The sequence below is a fragment of the Psychrobacter sp. CX10 genome (genome assembly GCF_057621575.2).
Map to the genome: position 1 here is coordinate 456,335 of NZ_CM177736.1, position 14,594 is coordinate 470,928.

9 protein-coding genes, 2 tRNA genes and 3 rRNA genes are annotated in these 14,594 nt (G+C 43.3%); 9 read left to right on the forward strand and 5 right to left on the reverse strand.

Translation table 11 applies throughout. The features are described from left to right. Nucleotides 1–82: 82 nt before the first annotated feature. On the reverse strand, nt 83–1,732 hold the full coding sequence (gene groL / locus AC21OH_RS01825) for a chaperonin GroEL (protein ID WP_487371514.1): 1,650 nt from the start codon (nt 1,730–1,732) through the stop codon (nt 83–85). A gap of 115 nt (nt 1,733–1,847) precedes the next feature. Further along, nucleotides 1,848–2,138: a co-chaperone GroES gene (locus AC21OH_RS01830; RefSeq protein ID WP_486536374.1), complete on the reverse strand. Its 291-nt coding sequence runs from the start codon at nt 2,136–2,138 to the stop codon at nt 1,848–1,850. Nucleotides 2,139–2,485: 347 nt separating this feature from the next. Here AC21OH_RS01830 and AC21OH_RS01835 point away from each other — a divergent pair, with 347 nt between their 5' ends. Next, entirely contained in the window at nt 2,486–3,097 is a 612-nt protein-coding gene (locus tag AC21OH_RS01835; protein WP_487371513.1) for an acyl-CoA thioesterase, read from the forward strand. 315 nt (nt 3,098–3,412) lie between these two features. After that, nucleotides 3,413–3,619 (forward strand): Fe-S cluster assembly protein IscX, encoded by a 207-nt coding sequence (gene iscX, locus AC21OH_RS01840; RefSeq protein ID WP_487371512.1) that lies wholly within the window; start codon nt 3,413–3,415, stop codon nt 3,617–3,619. Nucleotides 3,620–3,835: 216 nt separating this feature from the next. Here the strand turns inward: iscX and AC21OH_RS01845 are convergent, their stop codons facing one another. The 3 genes from AC21OH_RS01845 to AC21OH_RS01855 all read right to left on the reverse strand — a co-directional run bounded on the left by AC21OH_RS01845 (nt 3,836) and on the right by AC21OH_RS01855 (nt 6,521). Further along, a complete protein-coding gene (locus AC21OH_RS01845) occupies nt 3,836–4,147 on the reverse strand; it encodes a hypothetical protein (protein ID WP_487371511.1) in 312 nt (103 codons plus the stop codon). Nucleotides 4,148–4,340: 193 nt separating this feature from the next. Next, nucleotides 4,341–5,546: a succinyl-diaminopimelate desuccinylase gene (dapE, locus tag AC21OH_RS01850; RefSeq protein WP_487371510.1), complete on the reverse strand. Its 1,206-nt coding sequence runs from the start codon at nt 5,544–5,546 to the stop codon at nt 4,341–4,343. 138 nt (nt 5,547–5,684) lie between these two features. Beyond that, complete coding sequence (locus AC21OH_RS01855; protein ID WP_487371509.1) at nt 5,685–6,521, reverse strand: 2OG-Fe(II) oxygenase; 837 nt, start codon at nt 6,519–6,521, stop codon at nt 5,685–5,687. 117 nt (nt 6,522–6,638) lie between these two features. Between AC21OH_RS01855 and AC21OH_RS01860 the strand changes: the two genes are divergently transcribed. The 7 genes from AC21OH_RS01860 (at nt 6,639) to rrf (ending at nt 14,574) form a co-directional block, all read left to right on the forward strand. Further along, nucleotides 6,639–7,514, forward strand: a complete 876-nt coding sequence (locus AC21OH_RS01860) for a 23S rRNA (adenine(2030)-N(6))-methyltransferase RlmJ (RefSeq protein ID WP_487371508.1) — start codon at nt 6,639–6,641, stop codon at nt 7,512–7,514. A 106-nt stretch (nt 7,515–7,620) separates the two neighbouring features. Continuing rightward, the gene (gene pssA / locus AC21OH_RS01865) at nt 7,621–8,475 is read left to right on the forward strand and encodes a CDP-diacylglycerol--serine O-phosphatidyltransferase (protein ID WP_487371507.1); all 855 of its coding nucleotides are present in this window, start codon (nt 7,621–7,623) and stop codon (nt 8,473–8,475) included. Between the two features lie 613 nt (nt 8,476–9,088). Continuing rightward, nucleotides 9,089–10,625: ribosomal RNA gene (locus AC21OH_RS01870) — 16S ribosomal RNA — on the forward strand. Between the two features lie 168 nt (nt 10,626–10,793). Then, nucleotides 10,794–10,870 (forward strand) — tRNA-Ile (locus tag AC21OH_RS01875). A 98-nt stretch (nt 10,871–10,968) separates the two neighbouring features. Further along, nucleotides 10,969–11,044 (forward strand) — tRNA-Ala (locus tag AC21OH_RS01880). A gap of 415 nt (nt 11,045–11,459) precedes the next feature. Then, nucleotides 11,460–14,313 (forward strand): 23S ribosomal RNA (locus AC21OH_RS01885). 146 nt (nt 14,314–14,459) lie between these two features. Next, a 5S ribosomal RNA gene (rrf, locus tag AC21OH_RS01890) occupies nt 14,460–14,574 on the forward strand. Together the 16S, 23S and 5S rRNA genes with 2 tRNA genes alongside form the textbook arrangement of a ribosomal RNA operon. Nucleotides 14,575–14,594: the final 20 nt, after the last annotated feature.

Below are 14,594 nucleotides of genomic sequence, written 5' to 3' on the forward strand. Positions count from 1 at the left end.
GATTTATCGAGGTTCGCGAGCGAAGATAGTACATTAAGCTCGTTAAACAAAGAGGAATCGTTTTGCAGCAAATATGCATAACTTACATCATGCCGCCCATACCACCCATGCCGCCCATACCACCAGCACCGCCCATGCCAGCCATAGGATCAGCAGCTTCAGGCTTGTCAGTAATCATTGCTTCAGTAGTCAGCATTAAACCTGCCACAGAAGCTGCATGTTCAAGGGCAGAGCGTGCAACTTTGGCAGGGTCAAGGATACCCATATCTAACATATCGCCATATTCGCCAGTTGCCGCATTGTAACCATAGTTACCAGAACCCGCTTTAACTTCGTTAACCACAACAGATGCTTCATCACCAGCGTTAGTAACGATCTGACGTAAAGGCGATTCCATCGCACGGCGTAAGATATTGATACCAGCATTTTGGTCGTCATTATCACCGGTTAGCTCGCTAATCGCAGCCATAGCACGTACTAATGCAACACCGCCACCAGGAACCACACCTTCTTCAACCGCAGCACGAGTTGCATGAAGGGCATCGTCAACACGGTCTTTCTTCTCTTTCATTTCAGTTTCAGTTGCTGCGCCAACTTTAATAACCGCAACACCGCCAGACAATTTAGCCACACGCTCTTGAAGCTTCTCTTTGTCATAATCAGAAGTAGATTCTTCGATCTGACGGTTGATAGACTCAACACGCGCATCGATATCCGTCTTCTGACCAGCGCCATCAACGATAATGGTATTCTCTTTACCAACAGTAACTTTCTTAGCAGTACCCAGTTGCTCAATCGTTGCAGTCTCTAAGCTCAAGCCAATCTCTTCAGAGATAACCGTAGCGCCTGTTAGGGTTGCAATGTCTTCTAACATCGCTTTACGGCGATCACCAAACCCAGGTGCTTTTACCGCACAGGTCTTCAAGCCACCACGCATGTTGTTAACCACTAACGTAGCTAGCGCTTCGTTTTCAACGTCTTCGGCAATAATTAATAGCGGCTTGCTTTGCTGCATGACTTGCTCAAGTAATGGTACGATTTCACGAATGTTGCTGATTTTTTTATCGACTAATAAGATATAAGGGTTTTCAAACTCAGCGGTTAAGCTGTCTTGGTTGTTGGCAAAGTACGGGCTAATATAACCACGGTCAAATTGCATACCCTCAACCACTTCAAGCGTATCTTCAAAGCTTGACCCTTCTTCAACAGTAATAACACCTTTTTTGCCAACTTTACTCATTGCTTCAGAGATAAGCTGACCAATCTTAGGATCAGAGTTTGCAGAAATTGAACCTACTTGAGCAATCGCATTTTCATCATCGGCAGGGGTAGATAGTTCATGGATTTTTGCCACAGACTCACGTACCGCCTTATCGATACCACGTTTAAGATCCATTGGGTTCATGCCAGCAGCAACCGACTTCATACCCTCAACTAAGATAGATTGAGCCAATACCGTCGCCGTTGTTGTACCGTCACCGGCGACATCATTAGTTTTGCTTGCCACTTCACGCACAAGCTGCGCGCCCATGTTTTCAAACTTATCTTCAAGTTCAATCTCTTTGGCTACCGAAACACCATCTTTAGTGATGCTAGGCGCACCAAAAGACTTATCGATAACAACGTTACGACCTTTAGGGCCAAGGGTCACTTTAACCGCATTGGCAAGAATATTTACGCCGTCCATCATTTGATTGCGTGCGTCTAAACCGAATTTTACGTCTTTTGCCATGAGAATTATTCTCCAATTTATTATCGTTAATTAGTAAGTATTTTAGTTTTAAATATAATAAGTTTTCACAGATAGAATTAGGTATATTGAAATAATTTATCTGAGATAAATGCAATTAGCCTTCCAATACACCAAGTACATCAGATTCTTTCATAATCAACAGCTCCTCACCGTCAACTTTAACAGTTTGACCCGCATATTGACCGAATAAAACCTTATCACCAACTTTCACATCCAAAGCGCGAACGTCACCGTTATCGCGAATTTGACCATTTCCAACCGCTAAGATTTCACCTTCAGACGGTTTTTCTTGCGCAGAGCCAGGCAATAAAATACCACCTGCAGTTTTTTGTTCTTCTTCAACGCGGCGTACGACAATGCGGTCATGCAAAGGGCGAATATTCATGTGTCTCTCCATAAAAAATTTGATTACGTTAATAATTGATAAGGTACCCATACCGCCCAAATCTATTATTATTGATTAAATGTTAACTAAACAACATTAACCTTGGGATTGAGCTATGGGGCTGTATTAAAAATGGGGTTTAGTGACATAATTTTCAACCTAAAATGATTTAAATAATTGATAACTTTTTTAAAGACCTCAAATCAAAGCTGACAATTTCAAAAAGGCGGTATAGACTTAGCAGCCACCATATGACTCAAACACGTCCTCAATAAACAGTACATAACAATCAGTACACGACAAACCACAAAAGACATCAACCAAAAATGTCGTAAGGATTTTCGATCATGAACATGCTTATCCGTTTCTTTGTTTTAAAAAAATTGTTAGCGCGAGAGCTTGCAGATGCGCAGAAGCACACCGAAGTACAAGACCCATCAACTAATACACAAAGCCAGCACACGCAGAGCAACCACACAGAAACATTGGCACAAGTAACAGAATTATCTGAAGATACAAAAGCGTTGTTTGATCCATTTATAAGAAAATACAGAGTGCTACCGCACGACATGGGATTTCGTAAACACCTACCAAATTACCGATATCTTTCTTTTATAGAATTAAATATAACAGGCTGGTTAATAACGCTGGTCAATAAAGAAAGTTTGGGAGATCTTGAGTGGATAATCTCGATGCAAGAAATGGTTTATCTCAAAGAAATCAAACTGTTGAACAAAATGACTGTGACCAGCACCTTAGAAGGGTGGGATAAAAAATACATATATTTCCAGCATCATTTCTATGTCAAAAACAATCTAATGGCAGTTGGATTAACTAAATTTGTATTAAAAGAAAACGATCACGTCTTAAAGCCCGAAGACCTTGGCATGAAAGATGAGTATTTAACGGAGATTATAACCACATGGAACACCAATCAAATGGCTATAAAACATCAGTAGAATAAATTTGAGCCAATCTCGCTTTCGCTACTATCTTGACTTGCATCGTGGCGGGCGCTAATGAAACGTGTCGTTCCTGCTACTACGATACCGCCACTTTTCAAGCGCCCGTACCACGATGCTGCACCAAGTATATCCGCTACAATCGAGGCTAAACCGCACCTTCGTTGTCGCCTTGGCGCAAAACTTGAAAATGAATGCTAAAATAAAACACATAGTCAAATAGATGGTAGGGTGGGGTTATTAAAGACTACCGCACCAATTAGAAATTTAAAACTCAAATTCACAATGAATAGCTTATAAAAGGACATAACCATGAACCAAAAACTAAAATGGACAGACAGCCTAGACATCGCCATTGAACTTGTTGAGAAATTTCCAGAGACCGACCCGCAATACATCCGCTTTACTGACTTACATCGCTGGGTAACAGAATTAGAAGACTTTGACGACGACCCAAACAAGTCAAACGAAGGTATCTTAGAAGCGATTCAAATGAATTGGATCGATGAAGCAGATTAGTTTAGCTGTATAAAATCTAGGTATATAAAATAAAGTAATTATAAGCCAGTTTCTTTAAAAGAGACTGGCTTTTTTAGGCCATGCTATTATTCCTAAATATTAAGCATTGAGATTTTGATAAACATAAGGACAGTTTTTATAAGTAGACTCATCTAAACCGCCGATAGGAAGGACTAAATGCGCCGTAGGTGTTTTAACAACGTTTTTACCTATGGCTTAACTTAACTCACTCTCAATATTGCTTTTTGAATCAGTGGATAATTTGTTATAAAAGCAAACACCAACTTCAATTTTTGGTTCATGTGGTTTAGGAGTTATAAATACCATATCAGCATTATATTTCTCAATAATAGATACAATGGCAGTCGCCTCATCTTCTAATATAGAAGTGTTGTAAACCGATATAGGCTCTACTTTATTTGTATTATCTGATGAAAAATTAGAACGTTCTGCTATGGATTGACAGCTTGTTATGGTCAATATAACGCTTATCAATAGATGAGGTAAAGATTTTGAAATACCGTTCATACTAATTTTTCTTAGATTAGATTTATTGGTTGGTTTGTAACTTTTGAAGCTGATAAAGCGCACTAAAAAATAAGCCTTCCTGTTCTTCTAACTTCAATATTAACTCCAGTTAGCTGTTTTAGCTCATTTTCCATGTGCAAATGACGAGCAGGGGTTAGGGTTGGTTAATCGAAGTAGTTGACACATATTCAACTTAACCCAACAGCAACTCCTCTAACATTCGCTCATAAATCTGCGCCAATTTACCCAGATCGTCTACTTCAACTTTCTCATCGACCTGATGAATGGTGGCGTTACGCACACCAAGCTCCACTACTTGCGCACCGGTTGGGGCAATAAAACGGCCGTCAGAGGTACCGCCAGATGTTGATAGCTGGGTATCGGTACCAGTGACTTCTTTTATAGCGACTTTACACGCATCCACTAATTTACCCTCAGCAGTTAAAAAGGGATTGCCTGATAGCTTCCACTGAATGTCGTAGGTGGCGTCACTGTTATTAAAGTGCTTGTCAAAGATGGCATGTGTTTTGGCACGAAGCTCATGTTCTGTCGTCTCTGTTGAGAACCTAAAATTAAACACCACGTCAACTGTTTCTGGAATGACATTATTAGCACCTGTACCGCCATTAATGTTAGAAATTTGCATGGTCGTGGCAGGGAAGTGGTCGTTGCCCTTATCCCACACGGCATTTTCAAACTCGGTCAGTGCTGGCAAAAGGGCGTGAATGGGGTTAACTGCCAGATGCGGATAGGCGACATGACCTTGCTTACCTGTTACAGTCAAAATACCGCCCAACGAACCACGGCGACCGTTTTTAATAATATCACCAAGCGTGTCCGTACTCGATGGCTCGCCGACAAGACAATAAGTGATTTTTTCATTACGTGCTTCTAGCGCCTCCATCACCTTTACCGTACCGTTTATAGAAGGGCCTTCCTCATCTGAGGTGATTAACATCGCAATCGAGCCGTTATGGTCAGGGTGATTTTTGACAAAGTTTTCAGCGGCAATGGTAAAAGCAGCGATACCTGTTTTCATATCAGCGGCACCACGACCCCAAAGATAGCCCTCTTTAACGGTTGGTTCAAAAGGTGGTATTTTCCAGTTATCAGGGTTGCCTGTGGGCACGACGTCAGTATGACCGGCAAAACAAACCACAGGGTCCTGGTTACCACGTCTTGTCCATAGGTTTTTGACCTCGGCATTAAGACCTGTAGCTTGCTTATCACCAAAGTACATAAATTCGCTGTTAAATCCTAATGGGCTTAATCGCTCTACCAACACATCCTGAGCGCCTTTATCATCAGGGGTAACAGAGTCGCGGCGCATGAGCTCAATACTTAATGCTAAGGTTTGTTGTTGATGGGTTGATTGGTCAATAGTGTCTTTAGCGCTCATAATTTCCCTTAAAGGTATAAAATATAAATACTGATAGCAATAGGCTGTCAGAGTATAGGTTGTCGTTGTGAGTTCTTAAAGTTTAAAGGCTGTATAGAATTCATTATTAGTAGACATTAAGGTTGAAAAATAATAGCCTTATAAAGGCTCTGCAACGATTAATGCGTCATCACGGCGTAGCCAAGTGGCAATAGAGTAGCGCTGGCGATGAGCAATTTCGACTTGATGTTGCAGATCGCTATCAAAGATAACCAAACGGTTGGCTTTAGGCAACAACTGATGCTGCTGGTTGTTCGAGTCGATAATAGACAGCTGACCGCCATCCACCTCACGCCACTCATCATTTAAATAAAATACCGCAGAAATGACCCGCTCATCACGCCCAGCAGGATTATCAGCATGCCATTTATAACCAAAACCAGCAGGATAGCAAGCATAGTGTGCTTCACTGTGGCGGATACCAGCGAATAAGGTGCGATTAAACAGTTGCGCCAATTCATTGATGCTTTGTAAATAATAAAAACCGGCATAAAAGTTTTTGGTAATCCAGCGTATACGGTCACCACGGATATCTGTTTTACGTATGCCCTCAGTAAGTAACGCCTCTCGATAATCAACAAAGCCGCTTTCTGTTTGCAGCGCTAACAGGGCTTTAGTCGAGTACACTTCATCCAGCACAATAAAACCGGAACCGACAAAGCTATCTATAATGTCGTCTGTTAGACGCTGCGCCCAGTTAGCCTCAAAGTCAGATTGTGACAATGCTTGCTGGGTCAATGATAAGTCAATGACGCCCAAATCTACTACACTATCCTCAGTGGTTAGCACTTGCATAATATATTCAGCTGTTTCTCTTGAGGTGTCAACCTCCTCAGGGGTTAAAGGCGGTGGAATAGCGACAGTAATGGGGTCTTGCAATCCCTTATCAATGGGCGCTATGTTACTATCAATAAGCGTCTTACCGACTGTAGTCATGAACCGATACCCTAAAAATAATAGTATTAACTTTTAATATACTTATTTTATAACCGCTTATGCTACCATATAACGAAATTTAGATACCCAAACATTCTTTATAATACAAGCAATCTTATGAACTACCAACACGCTTATCACGCCGGCAATTTTGCCGATGTCGCAAAACATATCCTACTTATTCAACTACTTAATCAATTGAGTAAGAAAGGCAAGCCTTTTTATGCCTTAGACGCTTACGGTGGGCGAGGTCTTTATTCTTTAAGTAGTGATGAAGCACGAAAAACAGAAGAAGCTAAGTCTGGTGTCCAAAGAATTCTTGGCGCAGATTTGGCTGATGCGCCAGATGCAGTACGTCAATATATTGATGATATCCATCAAGCTCGTCAAACCTATGACAAGCATGTGTATCCAGGGTCACCTTGGTGGATAGCCCATCATGTTGAAAAAAATCCAGACCTTAAGATTAGAGCTGAAGCTTTTGAATACAAGAATTCAGAATATGATGCGCTTAATTATCAGCTTTATCAGCTGCCCATAGGTATCCACAATCGTAATGCATTTGAAGGTATACCAGCAGTAATACCGCCAGAGGAGCGTCGAGGTCTTATTTTAATAGATCCTCCCTATGAACAAGAGCATAAAGATTTCTCTCAGCTGATTGATCTATTGACCTTCTCAATGCAAAAATGGCAGCAAGGTGTGTATGCGTTATGGTTTCCGATTAAAAATATTGATGCTGTAGAACTATTTTATAAAAAAATGAAGCGTACAGATATACGTAGACAGCTTTTATGTGAATTGAATATTTATCCCAATGATGTTGCTGCTGGCCTTAACGGTACGGGTATGTTAATTATTAATCCACCTTGGCAGTTTGAAAAACATGCACGCGAGATTTTAAACTTCATTCAGCCACTGATGCGCCCTGAGGATGCACCAGAATTGCCTAAAAGCCAAGCTGTCAATGTTCGCTGGCTAGTTGGTGAGTAACGAGTAGTCGTTAGTTGAATAGACAATAGATAAATAGTAGCTGCTTACATTATTATAAATTAATTCAAAGTGAGTACTTTGGTTATTTATCAATAAAGGACTTAGTATGAAGAACCCACATCACTCACATACCGAAAGCCAAACGTCTGATTTACCATCATCTGTAAATCCGAATGATTTAATTGGTGAAGGTTTCGATGCTTTAACGTTTGAAGTTATTGAGCAAGAAGTAGCAGACGGTAATCCTGTGGTCAGCCGTGGTGTTTATTTAGCCCCAAACTTAATTACTACCTTGTCGTTGTTATCTGGATTCTTCTCTATATTATCGAGTATGCAAGGCGAGTTTTATAAAGCTTCGTTGGCTATTTTTCTATCAGGCATATTAGATGGGGCTGATGGTCGAGTCGCCCGTATGCTTAATGCACAAAGCCCTTTTGGAGAGCAGTACGATTCATTAGCGGATATGTTAGCCTTTGGTGTGGCGCCTGCAATTCTTATCTATAGTTTCGCTTTACAGCCATTAGGAAGGATAGGTATCGGATGTGCGTTTATATTTACAGCCTGTGCAGCTTTTCGTTTAGCGCGTTTTAATGTGCAAATTGGTGAAGTGGATAAAAAGTTTTTTGTTGGTTTGGCAAGTCCTTTAGCTGCAATTCTTGTTACAAGTTCAGTCATGGTGGCTATTGATCATAATAGCTGGGTAGGCATCTACGACACTCAAATTATGTATTTGTGTGCAGCTTGGGTAGCGATTTGCGGATTGTTGATGGTAAGCAATCTCAAATACTACAGTTTTAAAGAATTCGATAAAAAGAAAGTACCTTTTGTCGCGTTAATTATTGGAGTGCTAATCATGGCGATTGTGCTATCTGATATTCCTCTTGGAATTTTGGCAATTGGTATTATCTATGCATTATCTGGAATCGTGTCCACTATTAAAGCTTCGGTTAAGCATACATAATATAATAGCTACTCCATACAACGTATAGATTTGTACTGGTTGTATAAGTCAGAAAATGTATATAAGTTAATTCATATATATTAAATACTTATAAAACTCTAACTCTTAGAATGAAACGATTAAAAAGTAAAAACTAGTTGACTCAAAAAATAAAACGCCTATAATACGCAGCTCATTAGGACGCACTTAAAAAAACGAGAGTTTTTAAAGTGAAAACCCTGAGAAAATTAAAAGAAATAAAAAGTTGACACACCGAAAAATGGTGATAGAATAGTCAGCCTGCTCGGCACGAAGAGAGATGATCTCAGAGGTGTTAAGCAAGAAATACACTAGTCTTGGACGACAAGCTAGTCATTATTTAAAAGCTAGAACTAAAGAACAACTTGTGTGGATTTTTGCTGATTAAGAATGCTAAAAATGAAGTTGGGATTGTTTGTATCTATTAATAGGTATGGATAATGACTAACTATAAAAAATTATCATTTAATACAGCAGAAAAACTCGAAGTTAATTCATTATATGAAACATACGAAAAGCAATTTGCTAGTATTAAATGAGCCAAGATTAGTAATCTATCTTACTTTTAATTAAGTGAAAGGTTACAAGCAAGATTAAACTGAAGAGTTTGATCATGGCTCAGATTGAACGCTGGCGGCAGGCTTAACACATGCAAGTCGAGCGGAAACGATGATAGCTTGCTATCAGGCGTCGAGCGGCGGACGGGTGAGTAATACTTAGGAATCTGCCCAGTAGTGGGGGATAGCACGGGGAAACTCGTATTAATACCGCATACACCCTACGGGGAAAAGGGGGCGCTTGCGCTCTCGCTATTGGATGAGCCTAAGTCGGATTAGCTAGTTGGTGGGGTAAAGGCCTACCAAGGCGACGATCTGTAGCTGGTCTGAGAGGATGATCAGCCACACCGGGACTGAGACACGGCCCGGACTCCTACGGGAGGCAGCAGTGGGGAATATTGGACAATGGGGGCAACCCTGATCCAGCCATGCCGCGTGTGTGAAGAAGGCCTTTTGGTTGTAAAGCACTTTAAGCAGTGAAGAAGACCTTATGGTTAATACCCATAAGCGATGACATTAGCTGCAGAATAAGCACCGGCTAACTCTGTGCCAGCAGCCGCGGTAATACAGAGGGTGCAAGCGTTAATCGGAATTACTGGGCGTAAAGCGAGCGTAGGTGGCTTAATAAGTCAGATGTGAAATCCCCGGGCTTAACCTGGGAACTGCATCTGATACTGTTAGGCTAGAGTAGGTGAGAGGGAGGTAGAATTTCAGGTGTAGCGGTGAAATGCGTAGAGATCTGAAGGAATACCGATGGCGAAGGCAGCCTCCTGGCATCATACTGACACTGAGGTTCGAAAGCGTGGGTAGCAAACAGGATTAGATACCCTGGTAGTCCACGCCGTAAACGATGTCTACTAGTCGTTGGGGGACTTGATCCCTTAGTGACGCAGCTAACGCACTAAGTAGACCGCCTGGGGAGTACGGCCGCAAGGTTAAAACTCAAATGAATTGACGGGGGCCCGCACAAGCGGTGGAGCATGTGGTTTAATTCGATGCAACGCGAAGAACCTTACCTGGTCTTGACATATCTAGAATCTTGTAGAGATACGAGAGTGCCTTCGGGAATTAGAATACAGGTGCTGCATGGCTGTCGTCAGCTCGTGTCGTGAGATGTTGGGTTAAGTCCCGCAACGAGCGCAACCCTTTTCCTTAGTTACCAGCGGTTTGGCCGGGGACTCTAAGGATACTGCCAGTGACAAACTGGAGGAAGGCGGGGACGACGTCAAGTCATCATGGCCCTTACGACCAGGGCTACACACGTGCTACAATGGTAGGTACAGAGGGCAGCTACACAGCGATGTGATGCGAATCTCAAAAAGCCTATCGTAGTCCAGATTGGAGTCTGCAACTCGACTCCATGAAGTCGGAATCGCTAGTAATCGCGGATCAGAATGCCGCGGTGAATACGTTCCCGGGCCTTGTACACACCGCCCGTCACACCATGGGAGTTGATTGCACCAGAAGTGGGTAGCCTAACCTTTTAGGATGGCGCTCACCACGGTGTGGTCGATGACTGGGGTGAAGTCGTAACAAGGTAGCCGTAGGGGAACCTGCGGCTGGATCACCTCCTTATAAACGGCATTCGGTCAGCAAGAATTCACAACAAGTTGTTCTTTAGTTTTAGTCAAAAGCTTTAATAAGCTTTAGAAGATTGTGCGATAGCATAGCTTTTTGAAAATCCTATTTAAAGGATTTTCCTTGCGAAGCTAAAATTGCAATGCAATTTTTTAACGCTTCTCAGGGTCTGTAGCTCAGCTGGTTAGAGCACCGTGTTGATAACGCGGGGGTCATAAGTTCAAGTCTTATCAGACCCACCATATGAGATCTTGGAAAGTACAAGGCTTCTAGAAATTTCCCTTTAAGGAAATTTCTCTTGCGAAGCTAAAAAAGCGGTGCTTTTTTTACACGCTTCTCAGGGGCCATAGCTCAGTTGGTAGAGCGCCTGCCTTGCACGCAGGAGGTCAGGAGTTCGACTCTCCTTGGCTCCACCATTACGTAGTAGAGATAGTAAGAAGATAAAATAGAAGTAAGCAATCAGTAAAACGATTTCTTACTTCTGTTTTATACAGAAACAACATAACGATCTGATGAAGACGTTATTACTATTTAAAAACATAGATATGAGTTGTAATATTCGGATAGACGATGAATCATTCACTGAGCCATTGTTTATCCATATAACCGACCTTTTAACGACATCAGTTGTTATCCCAAGAGGTTGGTTATAAAAAGTAATAAGAGAACTGAATCAAGCGTAAATTATCAAGGTGATATCGTTATAATTGCTAATTCATACTTTGTAAGTTCATGATTTATGAATTGGTTAAAACACCTCGGATTACTTCGAGGTTGTCTTTAACCAATAATAGAACATAGCTTATACCTCAAGTCTACTTGGGGTTGTATGGTCAAGTAATTAAGCGCACATGGTGGATGCCTTGGCAGTCAGAGGCGAAGAAAGACGTGACAGCCTGCGATAAGCTTCGGGGAGGCGGCAATATCCTGTGATCCGGAGATTTCTGAATGGGGAAACCCACTTAGCGTAAGCTAGGTATACCAGTTTACTGGTAGGCGAACGAGGGGAAGTGAAACATCTCAGTACCCTTAGGAAAAGACATCAAAAGAGATTCCCCTAGTAGCGGCGAGCGAACGGGGAGGAGCCGACGGATTTTAGAATAGACGAACAGAGTGGGAAATCTGACCATAGTGGGTGATAGTCCCGTAGTCGAAATTCTAGATGAAGCATATTAAGTAGTGCGGGACACGAGAAATCCTGTATGAAGATGGGGGGACCATCCTCCAAGGCTAAATACTCCTGACTGACCGATAGTGAACCAGTACCGTGAGGGAAAGGCGAAAAGAACCCCTGTGAGGGGAGTGAAATAGAACCTGAAACCGTGTGCGTACAAGCAGTGGGAGCCTCCTTGTGGGGTGACCGCGTACCTTTTGTATAATGGGTCAGCGACTTATATTCTGTAGCGAGGTTAACCATTAGGGGAGCCGTAGGGAAACCGAGTCTTAATAGGGCGTTTAGTTGCGGGGTATAGACCCGAAACCGAGTGATCTATCCATGAGCAGGTTGAAAGTGCCGTAACAGGCACCGGAGGACCGAACCCACTGTCGTTGAAAAGCCAGGGGATGACTTGTGGATAGGGGTGAAAGGCTAATCAAACTCGGTGATAGCTGGTTCTCCCCGAAAGCTATTTAGGTAGCGCCTCGGACGAACACCATTGGGGGTAGAGCACTGTTTCGGCTAGGGGGTCATACCGACTTACCAAACCGATGCAAACTCCGAATACCGATGAGTGATATCCGGGAGACACACGGTGGGTGCTAACGTCCATCGTGGAGAGGGAAACAACCCAGACCGCCAGCTAAGGCCCCAAATTCCTAGTTAAGTGGGAAACGAAGTGGGAAGGCATAGACAGCTAGGAGGTTGGCTTAGAAGCAGCCATCCTTTAAAGAAAGCGTAATAGCTCACTAGTCGAGTCGGCCCGCGCGGAAGATGTAACGGGGCTCAAACTAGGAGCCGAAGCTGCGGATTTGAAAATTGTTTCAAGTGGTAGGGGAGCGTTGTGTAAGCCTGAGAAGGTGTGTTGTAAGGCATGCTGGAGGTATCACAAGAGCGAATGCTGACGTGAGTAACGATAATGGGTGTGAAAAGCATCCACGCCGGAAGATCAAGGGTTCCAGTCCAACGTTAATCGGGGCTGGGTGAGTCGACCCCTAAGGCGAGGCCGAAAGGCGTAGTCGATGGGAAATCGGTTAATATTCCGATACTTGTTTATGATGTGATGGAGGGACGGAGAAGGTTATACCGGCCTGGCGATGGTTGTCCAGGTGAAAGGATGTAGGCAGATGGCTTAGGTAAATCCGGGCTATTAATGCTGAGATCTGATAGCAAGCTGTACTTGTACAGCGAAGCGGTCTATACCATGCTTCCAGGAAAAGCTTCTAAACTTAGTCATAAACGAATCGTACCCTAAACCGACACAGGTGATCAGGTAGAGAATACCAAGGCGCTTGAGAGAACTCTGCTGAAGGAACTAGGCAAAATGGTACCGTAACTTCGGGAGAAGGTACGCTGCTGATGGTGAAGGACTTGCTCCGTAAGCTATTAGCAGTCGCAGATACCAGGCTGCTGCAACTGTTTATTAAAAACACAGCACTCTGCAAACACGAAAGTGGACGTATAGGGTGTGATGCCTGCCCGGTGCTGGAAGGTTAATTGATGGGGTAAGCCGTAAGGCGAAGCTCTTGATCGAAGCCCCAGTAAACGGCGGCCGTAACTATAACGGTCCTAAGGTAGCGAAATTCCTTGTCGGGTAAGTTCCGACCTGCACGAATGGCATAATGATGGCAGCGCTGTCTCCAGCAGAGACTCAGTGAAATCGAAATCGCAGTGAAGATGCTGTGTACCCGCGGCTAGACGGAAAGACCCCGTGAACCTTTACTACAGCTTTACATTGAACTTTGACCTGACTTGTGCAGGATAGGTGGGAGGCTTTGAAGCAGATACGCCAGTATTTGTGGAGCCAACCTTGAAATACCACCCTGGTCATGTTGAGGTTCTAACTCAGGTATAACAATACCGAGGACAATGTATGGTGGGTAGTTTGACTGGGGCGGTCTCCTCCTAAAGAGTAACGGAGGAGTACGAAGGTGCGCTCAGAACGGTCGGAAATCGTTCAAAGAGTATAAAGGCAAAAGCGCGCTTAACTGCGAGACCCACAAGTCGAGCAGGTACGAAAGTAGGTCTTAGTGATCCGGTGGTTCTGTATGGAAGGGCCATCGCTCAACGGATAAAAGGTACTCTGGGGATAACAGGCTGATACCGCCCAAGAGTTCATATCGACGGCGGTGTTTGGCACCTCGATGTCGGCTCATCTCATCCTAGGGCTGAAGCAGGTCCTAAGGGTATGGCTGTTCGCCATTTAAAGAGGTACGCGAGCTGGGTTTAGAACGTCGTGAGACAGTTCGGTCCCTATCTACCGTGGGCGTTGGAAATTTGAGAGGATCTGCTCCTAGTACGAGAGGACCAGAGTGGACGAACCGCTGGTGTTCGGGTTGTCATGCCAATGGCATTGCCCGGTAGCTACGTTCGGATTGGATAACCGCTGAAAGCATCTAAGCGGGAAGCCAACCTCAAGATTAGATTTCCCTTAAGAGTCGTTGTAGACTACAACGTTGATAGGCAGGGTGTGGAAGCGCAGTGATGTGTGTAGCTAACCTGTACTAATTGCTCGATCGGCTTGACCATACAACACCCAAGTGGTTTTAAAGTTGTACATCAGCCAATTATTTCGATATCACCTGATAATTACTTATATATTTGATTATTTATATCACTTATATACAGTGACTTGATTCAGGTTCAATACAACAACTCATATCTATACCCTCTTTGCTGACGACAATAGCACGATGGAACCACCTGATCCCTTCTCGAACTCAGAAGTGAAACATCGTTGCGCCAATGGTAGTGTGGGTCCGCCCATGTGAGAGTAGGTCATCGTCAGCTCCCTATACCCTAAAAGCCCC

What these genes read in the sequence shown, in the direction of transcription:
- pssA (WP_487371507.1), top strand. Translation starts at nt 7,621, where the DNA reads ATGAAGAACCCACATCACTCACATACCGAAAGCCAAACGTCTGATTTA.
- AC21OH_RS01835 (WP_487371513.1), top strand. Translation starts at nt 2,486, where the DNA reads ATGAACATGCTTATCCGTTTCTTTGTTTTAAAAAAATTGTTAGCGCGA.
- AC21OH_RS01860 (WP_487371508.1), top strand. Translation starts at nt 6,639, where the DNA reads ATGAACTACCAACACGCTTATCACGCCGGCAATTTTGCCGATGTCGCA.
- dapE (WP_487371510.1), bottom strand. Translation starts at nt 5,546, where the DNA reads ATGAGCGCTAAAGACACTATTGACCAATCAACCCATCAACAACAAACC.
- groL (WP_487371514.1), bottom strand. Translation starts at nt 1,732, where the DNA reads ATGGCAAAAGACGTAAAATTCGGTTTAGACGCACGCAATCAAATGATG.
- iscX (WP_487371512.1), top strand. Translation starts at nt 3,413, where the DNA reads ATGAACCAAAAACTAAAATGGACAGACAGCCTAGACATCGCCATTGAA.
- AC21OH_RS01830 (WP_486536374.1), bottom strand. Translation starts at nt 2,138, where the DNA reads ATGAATATTCGCCCTTTGCATGACCGCATTGTCGTACGCCGCGTTGAA.
- AC21OH_RS01845 (WP_487371511.1), bottom strand. Translation starts at nt 4,147, where the DNA reads ATGAACGGTATTTCAAAATCTTTACCTCATCTATTGATAAGCGTTATA.
- AC21OH_RS01855 (WP_487371509.1), bottom strand. Translation starts at nt 6,521, where the DNA reads ATGACTACAGTCGGTAAGACGCTTATTGATAGTAACATAGCGCCCATT.